The organism is Bacillus sp. C-3-6 (genome assembly GCF_054509685.1).
In genome coordinates this window covers 3,620,560-3,639,130 of the sequence record NZ_CM137247.1, presented here as the reverse complement: position 1 = coordinate 3,639,130, position 18,571 = coordinate 3,620,560, and the positions used below count along the sequence as shown (strand labels likewise).

General features: G+C 37.6%; 15 protein-coding genes. All 15 read left to right on the top strand.

Annotated elements, in window-relative coordinates:
* The first annotated feature begins 17 nt into the window (after nucleotides 1–17).
* The 15 genes from rseP (at nucleotide 18) to ACW0JX_RS18435 (ending at nucleotide 18,501) form a co-directional block, all read left to right on the top strand.
* The gene (gene rseP / locus ACW0JX_RS18505; RefSeq protein ID WP_001090233.1) at nucleotides 18–1,274 is read left to right on the top strand and encodes an RIP metalloprotease RseP; all 1,257 of its coding nucleotides are present in this window, start codon (nucleotides 18–20) and stop codon (nucleotides 1,272–1,274) included.
* A 109-nt stretch (nucleotides 1,275–1,383) separates the two neighbouring features.
* Entirely contained in the window at nucleotides 1,384–3,084 is a 1,701-nt protein-coding gene (locus tag ACW0JX_RS18500; RefSeq protein ID WP_016080534.1) for a proline--tRNA ligase, read from the top strand.
* A gap of 124 nt (nucleotides 3,085–3,208) precedes the next feature.
* Nucleotides 3,209–7,510 (top strand): PolC-type DNA polymerase III, encoded by a 4,302-nt coding sequence (locus ACW0JX_RS18495; RefSeq protein ID WP_459244994.1) that lies wholly within the window; start codon nucleotides 3,209–3,211, stop codon nucleotides 7,508–7,510.
* Nucleotides 7,511–7,843: 333 nt separating this feature from the next.
* Nucleotides 7,844–8,314: a ribosome maturation factor RimP gene (rimP, locus tag ACW0JX_RS18490; RefSeq protein ID WP_000359095.1), complete on the top strand. Its 471-nt coding sequence runs from the start codon at nucleotides 7,844–7,846 to the stop codon at nucleotides 8,312–8,314.
* Nucleotides 8,315–8,331: 17 nt separating this feature from the next.
* Nucleotides 8,332–9,438 (top strand): transcription termination factor NusA, encoded by a 1,107-nt coding sequence (nusA, locus tag ACW0JX_RS18485; protein ID WP_000102598.1) that lies wholly within the window; start codon nucleotides 8,332–8,334, stop codon nucleotides 9,436–9,438.
* Nucleotides 9,439–9,449: 11 nt separating this feature from the next.
* Nucleotides 9,450–9,722: an RNase P modulator RnpM gene (gene rnpM / locus ACW0JX_RS18480; protein ID WP_000071125.1), complete on the top strand. Its 273-nt coding sequence runs from the start codon at nucleotides 9,450–9,452 to the stop codon at nucleotides 9,720–9,722.
* Nucleotides 9,723–10,034 (top strand): YlxQ family RNA-binding protein, encoded by a 312-nt coding sequence (locus tag ACW0JX_RS18475; RefSeq protein WP_001286522.1) that lies wholly within the window; start codon nucleotides 9,723–9,725, stop codon nucleotides 10,032–10,034. It abuts the gene before it with no gap.
* 4 nt (nucleotides 10,035–10,038) lie between these two features.
* Nucleotides 10,039–12,105: a translation initiation factor IF-2 gene (infB, locus tag ACW0JX_RS18470; protein WP_000036347.1), complete on the top strand. Its 2,067-nt coding sequence runs from the start codon at nucleotides 10,039–10,041 to the stop codon at nucleotides 12,103–12,105.
* A complete protein-coding gene (locus tag ACW0JX_RS18465; RefSeq protein WP_000634350.1) occupies nucleotides 12,102–12,383 on the top strand; it encodes a DUF503 domain-containing protein in 282 nt (93 codons plus the stop codon). Before infB ends, ACW0JX_RS18465 begins: the two co-directional genes overlap by 4 nt.
* A gap of 15 nt (nucleotides 12,384–12,398) precedes the next feature.
* The gene (gene rbfA, locus ACW0JX_RS18460) at nucleotides 12,399–12,755 is read left to right on the top strand and encodes a 30S ribosome-binding factor RbfA (RefSeq protein WP_000776437.1); all 357 of its coding nucleotides are present in this window, start codon (nucleotides 12,399–12,401) and stop codon (nucleotides 12,753–12,755) included.
* A gap of 86 nt (nucleotides 12,756–12,841) precedes the next feature.
* Nucleotides 12,842–13,765, top strand: a complete 924-nt coding sequence (truB, locus tag ACW0JX_RS18455; RefSeq protein ID WP_000399362.1) for a tRNA pseudouridine(55) synthase TruB — start codon at nucleotides 12,842–12,844, stop codon at nucleotides 13,763–13,765.
* Between the two features lie 43 nt (nucleotides 13,766–13,808).
* Nucleotides 13,809–14,780 carry a bifunctional riboflavin kinase/FAD synthetase gene (gene ribF / locus ACW0JX_RS18450; RefSeq protein WP_095690293.1) on the top strand — a complete coding sequence of 324 codons (972 nt, stop codon included), beginning with the start codon at nucleotides 13,809–13,811 and terminating at the stop codon, nucleotides 14,778–14,780.
* A gap of 100 nt (nucleotides 14,781–14,880) precedes the next feature.
* Nucleotides 14,881–15,150, top strand: coding sequence for a 30S ribosomal protein S15 (gene rpsO / locus ACW0JX_RS18445; RefSeq protein ID WP_001229392.1), 270 nt, complete (start codon nucleotides 14,881–14,883; stop codon nucleotides 15,148–15,150).
* 160 nt (nucleotides 15,151–15,310) lie between these two features.
* On the top strand, nucleotides 15,311–17,449 hold the full coding sequence (gene pnp, locus ACW0JX_RS18440) for a polyribonucleotide nucleotidyltransferase (protein ID WP_000076745.1): 2,139 nt from the start codon (nucleotides 15,311–15,313) through the stop codon (nucleotides 17,447–17,449).
* 152 nt (nucleotides 17,450–17,601) lie between these two features.
* Nucleotides 17,602–18,501 (top strand): polysaccharide deacetylase family protein, encoded by a 900-nt coding sequence (locus ACW0JX_RS18435; protein ID WP_053563762.1) that lies wholly within the window; start codon nucleotides 17,602–17,604, stop codon nucleotides 18,499–18,501.
* The last annotated feature ends 70 nt before the right edge of the window (nucleotides 18,502–18,571 follow it).

Genomic DNA, 18,571 nt, shown 5'->3' with positions numbered 1-18,571 from the left:
CAAAGGTGGTTATGGAATTGAATACAGCGATTGCCTTTATATTAATTTTCGGTGCACTCGTATTTTTCCATGAGCTAGGGCATCTATACTTCGCGAAAAGAGCAGGCATTTTATGCCGCGAGTTTGCGATTGGTTTTGGTCCGAAAATATTCTCATTTGAAAAGAATGAAACGGTGTATACGATTCGATTACTGCCTCTGGGTGGCTATGTAAGAATGGCTGGCGAGGATGCAGACACAGTTGAGTTAAAGCCAGGGAAAAAGGTTGGCCTTGTGCTAAATGAAAAAGACGAAGCTGTGAAATTAGTTTTTGATGGATATGAAAAATATCCAAATGTTCGTGTTATTGAAGTCGAACAAGCTGATTTAGAGCATAATCTAACGATTTCAGGCTATGAAGAGTATGAGGAAGAGCTTCAAACATTCCGAGTGAATGAAAAGGCTCGCATCATTACTGCTGGAGAAGAAATTCAAATTGCTCCATATAACAGGCAATTTGGCTCTAAAAAATTGGGTCAACGCGCTTTAACAATCTTTGCGGGTCCTGCAATGAACTTCATTTTAGCATTTGTTATTTTTGTGATTCTTGGATTTGTACAAGGGGTTCCTATTGACAAACCAATGGTCGGAAAAGTGATGGATAATAGTGCAGCACAGCAAGCTGGCCTGAAAGAGAATGATACAATTCAAGCGATTGATGGGAAAAACACAAGTACATGGAAAGATGTTGTTACTATTGTACGTGAAAACCCGAATAAAGAAATTACGTTACAAGTAAAGCGTGATAATGAACAGTTTAATGTGAAAGTAACGCCAACACTTGATAAAGAAGGAAAAGACGAAGTTGGTAGAATTGGTGTTTATTCTCCTGTAGAGAAAACAGTAATGGGTTCTATTAAATCAGGATTTGAACAAACGTACCAATGGACGAAACTAATTTTTGAATCTCTTGTGAAATTAGTAACTGGTCAATTTTCTATTAATGAGTTGTCAGGTCCAGTAGGAATTTATAATCTAACAGATCAAGTTGTAGATTATGGATTTACGCGTGTACTAAGTTTAGCGGCAGTTCTAAGCATTAATCTTGGTTTATTTAATTTATTACCAGTTCCTGCTTTAGATGGTGGCCGTTTATTCTTCTTCTTAATTGAAGCGTTACGAGGGAAACCAATTGACCGTCAAAAAGAAGGAATGGTTCATTTTATTGGTTTTGCATTATTAATGTTATTAATGTTAGTTGTAACATGGAATGACATTCGTAAGTTTTTCTTGTAAAATAGAATGAAACTAATAATGAAATAGAGCTCGTAGAATAAAATCCCTCACCTAATTCGAGGTGAGGGGTTTTACTGCGTGTAAGAGTAAAATGAAGAGGTGCAAATAAATGAAACAAAGTATGGTATTCAGTCCTACATTACGTGAAGTTCCAGCTGATGCTGAAATTAAGAGTCATCAATTATTACTTCGCGCAGGTTTTATGCGTCAAAATGCTTCTGGTATTTATAGTTTTCTACCATTTGGATTAAAAGTATTACACAAAGTAGAACGTATCGTTCGAGAAGAAATGGAGCGTGCAGGAGCTGTAGAATTATTAATGCCAGCTATGCAAGCTGCAGAATTATGGCAAGAATCAGGTCGTTGGTATTCATACGGATCTGAATTAATGCGTATGAAAGATCGTAACGCTCGTGAATTCGCATTAGGAGCGACACATGAGGAAGTAATTACGGATCTTGTGCGTGATGAAGTGAAATCATATAAAAAATTACCGTTAACATTATACCAAATTCAAACAAAATTCCGTGATGAGCAAAGACCTCGTTTCGGTTTATTACGTGGAAGAGAGTTTCTAATGAAAGATGCATACTCTTTCCATGCTACACAAGAGAGCTTAGATGAAGTATACGATCGCTTATATAAAGCATACTCTAACATTTTTGCTCGTTGTGGCTTGAATTTCCGTGCAGTTATTGCTGATTCTGGAGCAATGGGCGGAAAAGATACACATGAATTTATGGTATTATCTGATGTTGGTGAAGATACAATTGCATACTCTGACACATCTGATTATGCAGCAAACATCGAAATGGCTCCTGTTGTAGATACGTATACGAAGAGTGACGAAGCAGAAAAAGCTCTTGAAAAAGTAGCAACACCAGACCAAAAAGCAATTGAAGAAGTATCTGCATTCTTAAACATTGCAGCTGACAAGTGCATTAAGTCTATGGTATTTAAAGTAGATGAGAAATTAGTAGTTGTACTTGTTCGTGGTGATCACGAAGTAAACGATGTGAAAGTGAAAAATGTATACGGCGCTTCAGTTGTTGAGCTTGCTTCTCATGAAGAAGTAAAAGAATTATTAAATTGTGAAATTGGTTCATTAGGGCCGATTGGTGTAACAGGTGATATTGAAATTATTGCTGATCACGCTGTAGCATCAATTGTTAACGGATGTTCAGGAGCGAACGAAGAAGGATTCCATTATGTAAATGTAAATCCAGAACGTGACTTTAAAGTAAGTCAATATACAGATTTACGCTTCATTCAAGAAGGAGACCAATCTCCAGATGGAAACGGAACAATTCTTTTCGCACGCGGAATTGAAGTTGGTCATGTATTCAAATTAGGAACTCGTTATAGTGAAGCAATGAACGCGACATTCCTAGATGAAAACGGAAAAACACAACCACTTATTATGGGTTGTTACGGTATCGGTGTATCTCGTACAGTGGCAGCAATTGCAGAGCAGTTTAACGATGAGAACGGCTTAGTTTGGCCAAAAGCTGTAGCACCATTCCATGTGCATGTAATTCCAGTAAATATGAAATCTGATGCACAACGTGAAATGGGTGAAAATATCTACAACTCATTACAAGAACAAGGCTATGAAGTGTTATTAGACGATCGTGCAGAGCGTGCAGGTGTTAAGTTTGCAGATGCAGATTTATTCGGTCTTCCAGTTCGCGTTACAGTTGGTAAAAAAGCAGACGAAGGTATTGTAGAAGTGAAAGTACGTGCTACAGGTGAGTCTGAAGAAGTAAAAGTAGAAGAACTTCAAACATATATTGCAAATATTTTAAAATAAGAAGAGGTACCTCGTAATGGGGTACCTTCTCTTTCTTTGTAAACGTATTTTGTAAAAGAAGAAGGAAGAAATCTTTCTTTGTAGTACGTTTCAATTTATAATAGCAAATGGAAGGAGAGTGCTTATGTCTTTAACAAATGAACAACAAGAGCGATTTCAAATTTTGCTCCAGCAGTTGCAAATACCAGACGACCTTATAAATCAATATTTACAAGGCGGTGGTATTGAAAGGCTCGTTATTGATAAAGCGAATAAAAGTTGGCATTTTGATTTACAAGTGCCACGTATTTTGCCTACAGAATTATATGAATTGCTAGAAACAAAGCTTAAGCAATCATTTTCTCATATTGCAAGAACAACATTTGCATTAGAAACAGAGAATAAACAATTTACAGAAGAAGAAGTAAGGGCGTATTGGCCACTTTGTACGGAACGAATTACATTTTCACCCATGTTCGCGTACTTAAAGAAGCAACTTCCGCAGGTGAATGGAGTGAAGTTGTTAATAAATGTAAATAATGAGCTGGAGTCTACTGCTTTAAAGAAAAACGTTGCGAAACCAGTGGGGGATCAATACGAAGCTTTTGGATTCCCGCGTTTCCAATTAGACACACATATACAGCAAAATGCAGAAGAAATGCAAAAGTTTCGTGAGCAAACGCAGCAAGAAGACCGCGAGCGTGTTATACAAGCTATGGAAGAAATGGCGAAGAAGCAAGCTGAAGAAAGCAGCGTTGTGCATGAAGGACCGATTACACTCGGGTATCTTATTAAGCCGGATGAAGAGATTACACCGATGCGAGAAATTCAAGATGAAGAAAGAAGAAAAACGGTTCAAGGATATGTCTTCCATGTAGAAACAAAAGAGCTTCGTAGTGGACGTACGTTATTAACTTTAAAAATAACGGATTATACGGATTCTATTATGATTAAAATGTTCTCGCGTGACAAAGAAGATATTCCAATGCTGCAATCCTTGAAAAAAGGAATGTGGGTGAAAGCGCGTGGTTCTGTTCAAAACGATACATTCGTTCGAGATTTAGTAATGATTGCAAATGATATTAATGAAATAACAGGGCCGTCTCGTAAAGATAAAGCGCCAGAAGGCGAAAAGCGTGTAGAACTTCATCTTCACACTCCGATGAGCCAAATGGATGCTGTTACTCCTGTTTCTAGGCTTGTTGCCCAAGCTGGTAAATGGGGACATGAAGCTATTGCGGTTACAGACCATGCTGTGGCTCAGTCGTTCCCGGAGGCATATTCTGCGGGGAAAAAAGCTGGAGTTAAAGTTATATACGGTGTAGAAGCGAATTTAGTTAATGATGGTGTACCGATAGCGTATAACGAGGCGCATCGTTTACTTGCAGAGGAAACGTATGTTGTTTTCGACGTTGAGACGACAGGTTTATCAGCTGTATACGACACAGTCATTGAGTTGGCTGCCGTAAAAGTAAAGGGTGGCGAAATCATTGATCGCTTTGAATCTTTCGCAAATCCACATCAACCATTATCAGCGACGATTATTGAATTAACAGGTATTACAGATGATATGTTAACTGATGCACCAGAAGTGGACGAAGTGTTTAAAAAGTTTGAGGAATGGATGGGTGACCATACACTTGTTGCCCATAATGCAAGCTTTGATATGGGCTTTATTAACGTAGGTTTTAAAAAGGCTGGGTTAGAAAAAACGAATAACCCCGTTATTGATACGTTAGAACTTGCACGATTCTTATTCCCAGAAATGAAAAATCATCGATTAAATACGATGTGTAAAAAACTTGATATTGAATTAACGCAACATCACCGTGCGATTTATGATACAGAAGCGACGGGATATTTACTTGTGAAAATGTTGAAAGATGTAATTGAAAAGGGATTTGAATATCACGATCAATTAAATGATAGCATGGGACAAGGGGATGCGTATAAGCGTGGCCGTCCAAGTCATATGACGTTACTTGCCACATCAGATGTTGGGTTGAAAAATTTATATAAACTTGTTTCATATTCTCACCTTAATTACTTTTACCGTGTACCACGAGTACCGAGGTCACTATTAAAAAAATACCGTGAAGGAATTTTAGTAGGAACGGCTTGTGATAAAGGTGAAGTATTTGAGGCAATGATGCAAAAAGCTCCTGAAGAGGTAGAAGAAATTGCACAGTTCTATGATTACATTGAAGTAATGCCTCCAGAGGTGTTGCGTCATTTAGTAGCGCGAGAACTCGTTCGAGATGAAGGACAATTAAAAACAATTATCTCTAACTTAGTAAAACTAGGTGAGACGTTAGATAAACCAGTTGTCGCTACAGGGAACGTGCATTACTTAGATCCAGAAGATGCAATGTATCGTAAAATTTTAGTTAGTTCACAGGGCGGGGCAAATCCATTAAATCGACATTCATTACCGCCAGTACATTTCCGTACAACTGATGAAATGCTAGAGTGTTTTTCATTTTTAGGTGAGGACAAAGCGAAAGAAGTTGTTGTAACGAATACACAAAAAGTTGCGTCATTAATTGGTGATGTTCGTCCGGTAAAAGATGATCTATATACACCGAAAATTGAGGGTGCCGATGATGAAACACGTGATATGAGTTATAAAATGGCACGCAGTATATATGGTGAAGAACTACCAGAAATTGTAGAGGCTCGCTTAGAAAAAGAATTGAAAAGTATTATTGGACATGGATTTGCTGTTATTTATTTAATCTCACATAAGCTTGTGAAAAAATCGTTAGTCGACGGATATCTAGTAGGTTCGCGTGGTTCAGTAGGTTCATCGTTCGTTGCAACGATGATGGAAATTACAGAAGTAAACCCATTACCACCACACTATGTCTGTCCAAAATGCAAGCAATCTGAATTCTTTAATGATGGTTCGGTAGGCTCTGGTTTCGACTTACCAGATAAAGATTGTCCGACATGTAATGTGGCATATGTAAAAGATGGACATGATATCCCATTCGAAACGTTCCTTGGATTCAAAGGAGATAAGGTACCCGATATCGATTTGAACTTCTCCGGGGAATACCAACCACGTGCCCATAACTATACGAAAGTACTGTTCGGTGAAGATTATGTATACCGTGCTGGAACGATTGGTACAGTTGCGGAAAAAACAGCTTATGGATATGTAAAAGGTTATGCAAATGATCACAATTTAACAATTCGGAATGCAGAGATTGACCGCTTAGTAGCGGGATGTACAGGGGTAAAACGTACAACTGGACAGCATCCAGGTGGTATAATCGTTGTGCCAGATTACATGGATATCTTTGATTTCTCCCCAATACAGTTTCCTGCTGATTCAATTGGTGCTGAGTGGAGAACAACGCATTTTGACTTCCACTCGATTCATGATAATTTATTGAAACTTGATATACTAGGACACGATGATCCGACCGTTATTCGTATGTTACAAGATTTAAGTGGTATTGATCCGAAAACAATCCCAACGGATGATCCAGAGGTAATGAAAATTTTCTCTGGTCCAGAAACGTTAGGGGTAACGGAAGAACAAATTAACTGTAAAACAGGTACACTTGGTATCCCAGAATTCGGTACGAAATTCGTAAGACAGATGTTAGAAGAGACAAAACCAACGACATTCTCAGAATTGGTCCAAATTTCTGGGCTGTCACATGGTACTGACGTATGGCTGGGTAATGCAAATGAGTTAATTTATAACGGTACATGTACGCTGAGTGAAGTTATCGGTTGTCGTGATGACATCATGGTATATTTAATCTATCAAGGTTTAGATCCATCATTAGCCTTCAAAATCATGGAGTCGGTTCGTAAAGGTAAAGGTGTACCGGAAGAATGGGAAGATGACATGAAAGGTAATAATGTACCAGGTTGGTATATTGATTCATGTAAGAAGATTAAATATATGTTCCCTAAAGCCCATGCGGCTGCTTACGTACTTATGGCTGTGCGTATCGCATACTTTAAAGTACATTTTGCACTTTTATTCTATGCGGCATATTTTACAGTCCGTGCAGATGATTTTGATGTAGAGGCGATGGCGAAAGGTTCTGCATCCATACGTGTGAAAATTGATGAAATAGCTCAAAAAGGATTGGATGCAGCGCCGAAAGAGAAAAGTTTATTAACGGTACTAGAAATGACGCTTGAAATGTGCGAGCGTGGATACTCATTCCAAAAGGTTGATTTATACCGTTCGCATGCAACGGAATTTATTATTGATGGAGACTCATTAATCCCTCCGTTTAATGCAGTGCCTGGTCTTGGTACGAACGCAGCCTTAAGTATTGTGGAAGCGCGCAAAAATGGAGAATTCTTATCAAAAGAAGACTTACAGCAACGAAGTAAGGTTTCGAAAACAATTATTGAGTATTTAGATAGCCAAGGTTGTTTAGGAGATTTGCCGGATCAAAACCAATTATCACTGTTCTAATAGGTAGGAAAAGTCTTTGCAAATCAATATTTGCTATGGTATACTATAAACCGAGATAACCATGTCATGTATATTTTGTGAAAAAGAGAGTGGGGAAACCCACTCTTTCGTGTTACTATCTACATTTTATTCATGTAGATAGTAAAGACATTTCTGTCGTATATACATATTTTGTTACAAGTTTTACTTCTTAAATTTGGTAATACTAAGACAGATATTCCCTGCTTAACGGCAGGGGCTTTTGTTAGCTAACGAGAAAGAATAAGATAGACCGTCTTTATGAACGGGATCTTTTCTTGTAAATGGTACATGGCGGCAGGAAGGAGGCTGTTTATGGATAAGAAAGTCACAGAAGTTGTAGAAGCATTTGCGCAGCCAATCGTTGAAGAGTTAAATCTTGAACTTGTAGATGTAGAGTATGTGAAAGAAGGACAAGACTGGTTCTTACGCGTATTCATCGATTCTGAAAAGGGAGTCGACATTGAAGAATGCGGTGCGGTAAGTGAACGTTTAAGCGAAGCTTTAGATAAAGAGGATCCAATTCCTCACCTTTACTTTTTGGATGTATCATCTCCTGGAGCAGAACGCCCATTAAAGAAAGAGAAAGACTTCCAGCAAGCGGTAGGAAAACAAGTGGCAATTAAAACATATGAGCCGATTGATGGCGAAAAGATGTTTGAAGGAAAGTTACTTTCCTACGACGGTACTACAATTACACTACTATTAACAATTAAAACACGTAAAAAAGAAATCCAAATTCCAATGGATAAAGTTGCAAATGCGCGACTTGCTGTTACGTTTTAGTAAGAAGGGGGATCTTCATGAGCACTGAGTTGTTAGATGCTTTGCTCGTATTAGAGTCAGAAAAAGGTATTAGTAAAGATATTATTATTGATGCGATTGAAGCAGCGTTAATCTCTGCTTATAAACGCAATTTTAACCAAGCACAAAACGTTCGTGTGAGCTTTAACCCAGAAGTGGGAACAATTCAAGTTTTAGCACGTAAGGACGTTGTTGATAATGTGTTTGATCCACGTCTTGAAATCTCTGTAGAAGAGGCAAGACAAATTAATCCAAACTACCAAGATGGCGACGTACTAGAAATTGAAGTAACGCCAAAAGATTTTGGTCGTATTGCAGCGCAAACTGCAAAACAAGTTGTAACACAACGAGTTCGTGAAGCAGAACGTGGTGTTATTTACTCAGAATTTAGTGATCGTGAAGAAGACATTATGGTTGGTATTGTACAACGCCAAGATGCTCGTTTCATCTACGTAAGCTTAGGTAAAGTAGAAGCTTTATTACCTGTAAGTGAGCAAATGCCAAATGAGCAATATAAGCCACATGATCGTATTCGCGTATTTATTACAAAAGTAGAAAAGACAACAAAAGGACCACAAATTTACGTATCACGTACACATCCTGGTCTTTTAAAACGTTTATTCGAAATGGAAGTTCCAGAAATTTATGATGGAACTGTAGAAATTCGCTCTGTAGCGCGCGAAGCAGGAGATCGTTCTAAAATCTCTGTGCATGCAGAAAACATTGATGTTGATCCAGTTGGTTCTTGCGTAGGACCGAAAGGACAACGTGTACAACGTGTTGTAGATGAACTAAAAGGTGAAAAGATTGACATCGTTCGCTGGTCAAATGATCCAGTTGAATATGTTGCAAATGCTTTAAGCCCATCACAAGTTGTTAAAGTACTTGTAGATGAAGATGAAAAAGCAACAACTGTTGTTGTTCCAGACCACCAGCTATCATTAGCTATCGGTAAGCGTGGACAAAATGCGCGTCTTGCAGCTAAATTAACAGGCTGGAAAATTGATATTAAAAGTGAGTCTGATGCGAAACAACTTGGAATTGTAACAGAAGAAGATAGCGTAATCGCATTCGGATTCGATTCAGTTGAAGACGAAATCGAATAGAGGTGATGAGTATGAGCAATCGAAAAGTTCCGTTACGAAAATGTATCGCGACGCAAGAGATGAAATCAAAACGAGAGCTCGTTCGCATTGTTCGTTCCAAAGAGGGCGAAGTGTCTATTGATTTATCTGGAAAAAAATCAGGACGAGGTGCATATTTGTCAAAAGATAAAGAATGCATTATGCAAGCCCAAAAGAAAAACATTTTGGAACATCATCTAAAAGCGAAAATCGACAGTTCTCTGTACGAAGAGCTTCTTGAGCTTGTTGAGAAGGAGTCGAAATAAGTGTCCGATTGGAAATCGTTTTTAGGACTAGCAAATCGCGCTCGAAAAATCATTTCGGGTGAAGAACTCGTTTTAAAAGAAGTACGAAGTGGTAAAGCAAAGCTCGTATTGCTTTCTGAAGATGCGTCAGCGAACACTACTAAACGTATCACTGATAAAACGACGTACTACAACGTACCAATGAAAAAAGTCGAAAATCGACAACAATTAGGGCATGCGATTGGGAGAGACGAGCGAGTCGTTGTAGCTGTGTTAGATGAAGGCTTTGCGAAAAAGCTACGTAGCATGCTCGATACAAATTACCGGGGGTGAAGGTATGAGTAAAATTCGAGTACATGAATATGCAAAAAAAAATAATATCTCAAGTAAAGATCTTATGACAAAACTTAAAGAGATGAATATCGAGGTTTCGAATCATATGACAATGTTAGAAGATGAAGTAGTAAATAAATTAGATAATGAATATAACACTGGAGCGGAAAAACCTTCTGTTGCAGATGAGTTTGAAGTAGAAGAGAAAGTTGTTCGCAGTAAAAAGAACAGCAATAAGAAAAAGAAAAAAGGCAAAGGAAATGAAGACAAACGTCAAGATAACTTTGCTGGAAGACAACAAACGCAAATAGTAGAAACACCAGATAAAATTACTTTCTCTGGAAGCCTTACAGTAGGTGAACTTGCTAAAAAGTTAAGTAAAGAGCCATCTGAAATTATTAAAAAGCTCTTCATGCTTGGAATTATGGCAACAATTAACCAAGACTTGGATAAAGATACAATTGAGTTAATTGCTACTGATTACGGTATTGAAGTAGAAGAAGAAGTAGTTGTAAGTGAAACTGAGTTTGAAACATTCATTGATGAGCAAGATGATGAAGAAAACTTAAAAGAGCGTCCAGCTGTTGTTACGATTATGGGACACGTTGACCATGGTAAAACAACATTACTTGACTCAATTCGTAATTCAAAAGTAACTGCTGGCGAAGCGGGTGGAATTACTCAGCATATTGGTGCATACCAAGTTGAAGTAAATGATAAGAAAATTACATTCTTAGATACGCCTGGTCACGCGGCATTTACAACGATGCGTGCTCGTGGTGCGCAAGTAACTGATATTACAATCCTTGTTGTTGCAGCTGATGACGGTGTTATGCCTCAAACAGTTGAAGCGATTAGCCATGCAAAAGCAGCTGGAGTACCAATTATTGTTGCTGTGAATAAAATGGATAAACCAGCGGCGAATCCTGATCGTGTAATGCAAGAATTAACAGAATATGAATTAGTTCCAGAAGCTTGGGGCGGAGATACAATTTTCGTACCAATTTCTGCAATCCAAGGCGAGGGAATTGACAACTTGCTAGAGATGATTCTTCTTGTAAGTGAAGTAGAAGAATATAAAGCAAACCCAAATCGTTATGCAACGGGTACTGTAATTGAAGCACAGCTTGATAAAGGTAAAGGAACTATCGCGACATTATTAGTTCAAAACGGTACACTTCGAGTTGGAGATCCAATCGTTGTTGGAACTTCATTCGGACGTGTTCGTGCAATGGTAAGTGATATTGGTCGTCGTGTAAAAGTTGCTGGTCCATCAACTCCTGTTGAAATTACAGGTTTAAATGAAGTACCACAGGCTGGAGATCGTTTCATGGCATTCGCTGATGAGAAGAAAGCTCGTCAAATCGGTGAATCACGTGCACAAGAAGCGTTAGTTGCACAACGTGGTGAGAAATCTAAATTAAGCCTTGAAGATTTATTCCAACAAATCCAAGAGAGCGATGTAAAAGAAATCAACTTAATCGTAAAAGCAGACGTACAAGGTTCTGTTGAAGCGATGGCAGCGTCACTTCGTAAAATTGATGTTGAAGGCGTAAAAGTTAAAATCATTCACACTGGTGTAGGTGCGATTACAGAATCTGATATCATTTTAGCTTCTGCATCTAATGCAATTGTAATTGGATTTAACGTACGTCCGGATGTGAACGCGAAGCGTACAGCTGAATTAGAGAACGTTGATGTTCGCTTACACCGCATTATCTACAAAGTAATCGAAGAAATTGAATTAGCAATGCAAGGTATGCTGGATCCAGAATTCGAAGAAAAAGTAATCGGTCAAGCGGAAGTTCGTCAAACATTCAAGGTAACAAAAGTTGGAACAATCGCAGGTTGTTACGTAATTGACGGTAAAATTACACGCGATAGTGGCGTTCGTATTATCCGCGATGGTATCGTAATTTTCGAAGGACAACTTGATACGTTAAAACGTTTCAAAGACGACGTAAAAGAAGTTGCACAAAACTATGAGTGTGGTATTACAATTGAGAGATATAATGACCTTAAAGAAGGGGACATCATTGAAGCATACGTTATGGAAGAAGTGAAGCGATGATTGTCGCTTCACTCTCATTCGAGTGTATGATTTACGATGTGCATTCTTTAAAAGAGAAACGGGCAATTTTGCAACGAGTGCTAACTCGTGTGAAACAGCGCTATAATGTAGCTGTTTCTGAAGTTGGGCATCAAGATGTATGGCAACGTACAGAAATTGCGGTTGTTTCCGTATCCTCAAATCGTGTTATCTGTGAAAAAGAAATGAATCGTGTACTGGAGTACATCGATTCATTTCCTGAAATTGAACGTACGATAACACAATTGGAATGGTATTGAATGAGGTGAAGAGTTATGAAATTACGTGCAAACCGTGTAGGCGAGCAAATGAAAAAAGAATTAGGCGACATCATTAGTCGTAAAATTAAAGACCCACGTATCGGATTTGTTACAGTAACAGATGTACAAGTGAGTGGTGATTTGCAAATTGCCAAAGTATATATTTCTGTTTTAGGTGACGAAGAACAGAAAGAAAATACGTTAAAAGGTTTAGCGAAGGCAAAAGGCTTTATTCGTTCAGAAATTGGCCAACGTATTCGTCTTCGTAAAACACCGGAAATTACCTTTGAGTTTGATGAGTCTATCGGATATGGTCATCGAATTGATACACTTTTACATGAAATTAATAAAGACGGTAAACGTGAAGAATAATGGATAGACATTTGTCTATCCATTTTTTCAATGCAAAATAAGTTTTGGATATTTACTACGAAAGAATTATGATGAGGTGAACATATATGGAAGGTGTAGTATTATTACATAAGCCAAAAGGCATGACATCACATGATTGTGTATTTAAATTAAGAAAGATATTGCGAGAAAAGAGAATTGGTCATACGGGAACATTAGACCCAGATGTAACGGGAGTATTACCACTTTGTGTGGGGAGAGCAACGAAGATTGCACAATTTTTAACAAGTGAAACGAAAACATATGAAGGTGAAGTAACATTAGGGTTTTCAACAACAACAGAAGATGCATCTGGTGAAGTTGTGGAGAAACAAGATGTAAACCGTGTTATTACACGTAAAGAAGTAGAAGAGGTACTAGCGGAATTAACAGGCACGATTGAACAAATGCCACCAATGTTCTCAGCTGTAAAAGTAAACGGGAAAAAATTATATGAATATGCAAGAGCAGGACAAGAGGTGGAACGTCCAGTTCGTACAATTACGATTCATGAATTCGTATTACTTGATGACCGTGAAGTTTTTGAAGGAGAAAATATTTCATTCCGTTTCCGTGTAACGTGTAGTAAAGGAACATATGTAAGAACGTTAGCGGTAATGATCGGGGAGAAACTTGGTTTCCCATCACATATGTCTCACCTTGTAAGAACGGCATCTGGTGAATTTTTATTAGAAGATTGCATATCATTTGAAGAAATTGAAGAAAACGTGCAAAATGGAACAGTAGAGTCTATCTTCATTTCAATTGATGAAGCATTAAGTAAGTTTCCAAAAATGGTTGTAGATGAAAAGCAAGCAGAGAAAATCAAGAATGGTATGTTCTTAAAGAATGAATTAGAAATAACAGCACCATTTATTACAGTGTTTGATAAAAATGATCGTTGCTTAGCAATTTATGAACATCATCCGAAACATCCTGGCATGTTAAAGCCAATGAAAGTACTTGTGAATAATCAAGAACTAAAGCTATAATGAATTATTGGAAGGATTATTACAGAAAAAGGTGAATTCAAGCGTGAAACTTATTCATTTAACTCATCCACATGAACAAAATAAATTAGAATTACCACCTACTGTAATGGCATTAGGATTTTTTGATGGCATTCATTTAGGACATCAATGTGTAATTCGAACTGCGAAAAAAATAGCGGACGACCGAGGATATAAAAGTGCAGTTATGACATTTCATCCTCATCCATCTGTTGTTTTAGGGAAAAAGGATGCGCATGTGGAGTATATTACACCAATGCGTGATAAAGAAAAAATAGTCGAAAGCTTAGGAATCGATATATTATATGTGATTAAATTTGATGAATCATTTGCAGGGTTATTACCACAACAATTTGTAGATGATTATATTATTGGTTTAAATGTAAAGCATGTAGTAGCAGGGTTTGATTATTCATATGGACGTTTAGGAAAAGGAAAGATGGAGACTTTACCATTTCATGCAAGAGGGGAGTTTACACAGACTGTGATTGAAAAAGTTGAATTTCAAGAAGAGAAAGTAAGTTCTACAGCATTACGAAAGTTAATTCGAAATGGCGAAATGGAACAAATTCCATCTATTTTAGGTAGAGCCTATACTGTAACGGGAACAGTTATACACGGCGACAAACGTGGGCGTCAAATTGGTTTTCCAACAGCTAATGTAGGTTTAAGTGATGAGTATTTATTGCCACCTGTAGGTGTTTATGCAGTGAGATTAAAAGTTCACGATGAATGGTGCGATGGTGTATGTAATATTGGATATAAACCGACTTTTAAAGAAGATGGGCGCCAATTATCAATTGAAGTGCACTTATTTGAATTTAACAAAGATATATACGATCAAAATGTTACAGTAGAGTGGCATATGCGTATAAGAGAAGAGAAGAAATTCAATGGCATTGATGAGTTAGTTGAACAAATCGCAAAAGATAAGAAAACAGCACAAGAATATTTTGCGAGCGAAAAGAATATACTTGCTTTTTCAAATGAAAAGTAGTATTCTATGTTATGTACTTTATGACAACCATTGCTTGGCATTGCGACTCACCGACGCTTGCTAGGTAATTGGGGGTTTAATTAATAGGAGGTGAAATAGGATGGCTTTAACACAAGAGCGTAAAAATGAAATCATTGCACAATTTAGAACTCATGAGACTGATACTGGTTCTCCAGAGGTTCAAATTGCTGTCCTAACGGAGCAAATTAACACTCTAAACGAGCACTTACGTACTCACAAGAAAGATCATCATTCACGTCGTGGTCTATTAAAGATGGTTGGTAAACGTCGTAATTTACTAACTTACCTTCGTAATAGCGATATCACACGTTACCGTGAATTAATCACAAAGCTTGGCTTACGTCGATAGTCAAAGAAGCGGGAATATTCCCGCTTTTTTGTTAGGTAAAAATATATCTTCTACGCTTTATAGCTTACTTAATTTTAGGCAATACTAGAGGTAGAATATTGTGATATACTATCCATTTACATAGAAGAATTGAATACTTTAAATTGAGAGGGGTACTTAAATGAGTCAAGAAAAGCAAGTCTTCTCGATAGATTTAGCTGGTCGCCAGCTAACAGTTGAAACTGGTCAGCTTGCCAAACAAGCGAACGGAGCAGTATTAGTAAGATATGGCGATACAGCGGTTCTATCTACAGCAACTGCATCAAAAGAAGCTAAAAATGTAGATTTTTTCCCACTTACAGTGAACTATGAAGAGCGTTTATATGCAGTCGGAAAAATTCCTGGCGGTTTTATTAAGCGTGAAGGTCGTCCAAGTGAAAAAGCAATTTTGGCAAGTCGTTTAATCGACCGTCCAATTCGTCCGCTATTCGCAGATGGTTTCCGTAACGAAGTACAAGTTGTCAGCATTGTAATGAGTGTTGATCAAGATTGTTCTTCTGAAATGGCAGCTATGCTTGGTTCTTCATTAGCGTTATCGATTTCAGATATTCCATTTGAAGGTCCAATCGCTGGTGCGACAGTTGGTCGTATTAATGGCGAATTCGTTATTAATCCAACAGTAGAACAGCAAGAACAAAGTGATATCCACTTAGTTGTAGCTGGTACGAAAGATGCGATTAACATGGTTGAAGCAGGAGCAGATCAAGTGCCTGAAGAAACAATGTTAGAAGCAATTATGTTTGGTCATGACGAAATTAAACGTTTAATTGCATTCCAAGAAGAGATTGTACAAGCTGTAGGTAAAGAGAAATCAGAAGTGAAACTTTATGAAGTTGACGCTGATCTTAATCAAGCTGTACGTGAAATGGCTGAGAAGGATATGCATTCTGCAATTCAAGTACATGAGAAACATGCACGTGAAGATGCAATTAACGAAGTGAAAAAGCGTGTAATTGAGCATTACGAAGCTGAGGAAGCTGACGCTGATACATTAGGACAAGTAAATGAGATTTTATATAAAATTGTAAAAGAAGAAGTACGTCGTCTTATTACAGTTGAAAAAATTCGCCCAGATGGCCGTAAAGGTGACGAAATCCGTCCTTTAGCATCAGAGGTTGGTATTTTATCTCGTACACACGGTTCTGGTTTATTCACACGTGGACAAACACAAGCATTAAGTATTTGTACATTAGGTGCATTAGGCGATGTGCAAATTTTAGATGGTCTTGGTGTAGAAGAATCAAAACGCTTTATGCACCATTACAATTTCCCATCATTTAGTGTTGGTGAAACAAGACCGATGCGAGGACCAGGTCGTCGTGAAATTGGTCACGGTGCACTAGGAGAGCGCGCACTTGAGCCTGTAATTCCATCTGAAAAAGATTTCCCATACACAGTACGCCTTGTATCTGAAGTATTAGAATCAAATGGTTCTACTTCACAAGCAAGTATTTGTGGTAGTACTTTAGCAATGATGGATGCGGGTGTTCCACTTAAAGCTCCAGTTGCAGGTATTGCAATGGGTCTGGTTAAATCTGGTGAGCATTACACAATTTTATCTGATATTCAAGGTATGGAAGATCATTTAGGTGATATGGACTTTAAAGTAGCAGGTACAGCACAAGGTGTAACTGCGCTGCAAATGGACATTAAAATCGATGGTTTATCACGTGAGATTTTAGAAGAGGCATTACAACAAGCGAAAATTGGTCGTGTGCACATTCTAAATCATATGTTATCTGTTATTGCAGAGCCACGTACTGAATTATCAGCTTACGCTCCAAAGATTATTACAATGACAATCAACCCAGATAAAATCCGTGACGTTATTGGACCAAGCGGTAAACAAATCAATAAAATTATTGAAGAAACTGGCGTTAAAATTGACATCGAGCAAGATGGTACAGTATTCATTTCATCAATAAATCAAGAAATGAACGACAAAGCTAAGAAGATTATCGAAGATATCGTTCGCGAAGTACAAGTAGGTGAGATCTACGAAGGAAAAGTGAAACGTGTTGAGAAATTTGGTGCTTTCGTTGAATTATTCAGCGGTAAAGATGGATTAGTTCATATTTCTGAACTTGCACTTGAGCGTGTAGGTAAAGTAGAAGACGTTGTGAAAATCGGTGATGTAATTACAGTTAAAGTTATCGAGATTGACAAGCAAGGTCGCGTAAATCTATCTAGAAAAGTATTGCTAAAAGAAGAGCAAGAAAAAGAGGCTGCTAAAGAAGAAAACAAACAAGAGCAGCAATAAGTAAAAGCCAGTTAAACTGGCTTTTTTTGTTATGTAAAAAACATGATGTTCATATATTTTTATGTCGGTATAGGTATAGTTTTCATTATAACGCTCAAATTAACAAAGATAAGAAGAAAATGTTTTTATATAGTTAATTTGGGAGGGTTTATATGAAAGTTCGTATATTGGCATACATATGTATATTTTCTTTATATGTCAGTTTAGGCTCTTATTCTGTTTTTGCACAAGATAACTTGCATGAAGAAATTCAAAAGCATGCAAAACAGTATGAGATTGCACCTCAAAATGCGATGATTGATAAAATATGGAAGGCAACACCTGGATATAATGGAAGACAAGTGGATATTGAAGCATCGTATAATAATATGAAGAAGCTAAAGGAATTTGATCAAAAATATCTTGAATTCAAAGAAGTCTCACCGAGTGTTCATTTGGAAGATTTATCACCAGCTCCAATTTATAGAGGGCATCCAAATAAAAAGATGGTAGGATTAACAATAAATGTGGCATGGGGAAATGAGTATTTGCCTCGCATATTAGAAATCTTGAAAAAGCATGATGTGAAGGCCACTTTCTTTTTAGAAGGACGTTGGGTGAAAGAAAATTTGCGGTTTGCAAAAATGATTGTCGATGCAAAACAAGAAGTTGGAAATCACTCATACACACACCCTAATATGAAAACGTTATCGTCAGATGAAATACGAGATCAGTTACAAAAAACAAATCGAATGATAGAAGTAGCAACGAATCAAAAAGTAAGATGGTTTGCCCCGCCGAGTGGAAGCTTTCGAGATGAAGTCGTAAAGATTGCAGATGATTTTCAAATGGGAACGATTATGTGGACTGTAGATACGATTGATTGGAAGCGACCTGAGCCGGATGTACTATTGCAGAGAGTAATGAGAAAAATACATCCAGGTGCTATCATATTAATGCATCCTACTTCGTCTACAGCAGAGGCTTTAGAAACAATGATTATAAAATTGAAGGAACAAGGATATAAAGTGGGGAATATAACTGAATTACTGGATGAAAAACGTGTGGATTAAATACATTTGCATGACATTCATCCTTAAACTTGTTATCATTAAATAATAGCGTTTTATTTAGAGAAACTGG

Excerpts from the sequence above, each read along its gene's own strand:
- rimP (WP_000359095.1), top strand. The coding sequence starts at position 7,844 with ATGGATAAGAAAGTCACAGAAGTTGTAGAAGCATTTGCGCAGCCAATC.
- ACW0JX_RS18465 (WP_000634350.1), top strand. The coding sequence starts at position 12,102 with ATGATTGTCGCTTCACTCTCATTCGAGTGTATGATTTACGATGTGCAT.
- ACW0JX_RS18435 (WP_053563762.1), top strand. The coding sequence starts at position 17,602 with ATGAAAGTTCGTATATTGGCATACATATGTATATTTTCTTTATATGTC.
- truB (WP_000399362.1), top strand. The coding sequence starts at position 12,842 with ATGGAAGGTGTAGTATTATTACATAAGCCAAAAGGCATGACATCACAT.
- ACW0JX_RS18495 (WP_459244994.1), top strand. The coding sequence starts at position 3,209 with ATGTCTTTAACAAATGAACAACAAGAGCGATTTCAAATTTTGCTCCAG.
- infB (WP_000036347.1), top strand. The coding sequence starts at position 10,039 with ATGAGTAAAATTCGAGTACATGAATATGCAAAAAAAAATAATATCTCA.
- rnpM (WP_000071125.1), top strand. The coding sequence starts at position 9,450 with ATGAGCAATCGAAAAGTTCCGTTACGAAAATGTATCGCGACGCAAGAG.
- ACW0JX_RS18500 (WP_016080534.1), top strand. The coding sequence starts at position 1,384 with ATGAAACAAAGTATGGTATTCAGTCCTACATTACGTGAAGTTCCAGCT.
- pnp (WP_000076745.1), top strand. The coding sequence starts at position 15,311 with ATGAGTCAAGAAAAGCAAGTCTTCTCGATAGATTTAGCTGGTCGCCAG.
- nusA (WP_000102598.1), top strand. The coding sequence starts at position 8,332 with ATGAGCACTGAGTTGTTAGATGCTTTGCTCGTATTAGAGTCAGAAAAA.
- rbfA (WP_000776437.1), top strand. The coding sequence starts at position 12,399 with ATGAAATTACGTGCAAACCGTGTAGGCGAGCAAATGAAAAAAGAATTA.
- rpsO (WP_001229392.1), top strand. The coding sequence starts at position 14,881 with ATGGCTTTAACACAAGAGCGTAAAAATGAAATCATTGCACAATTTAGA.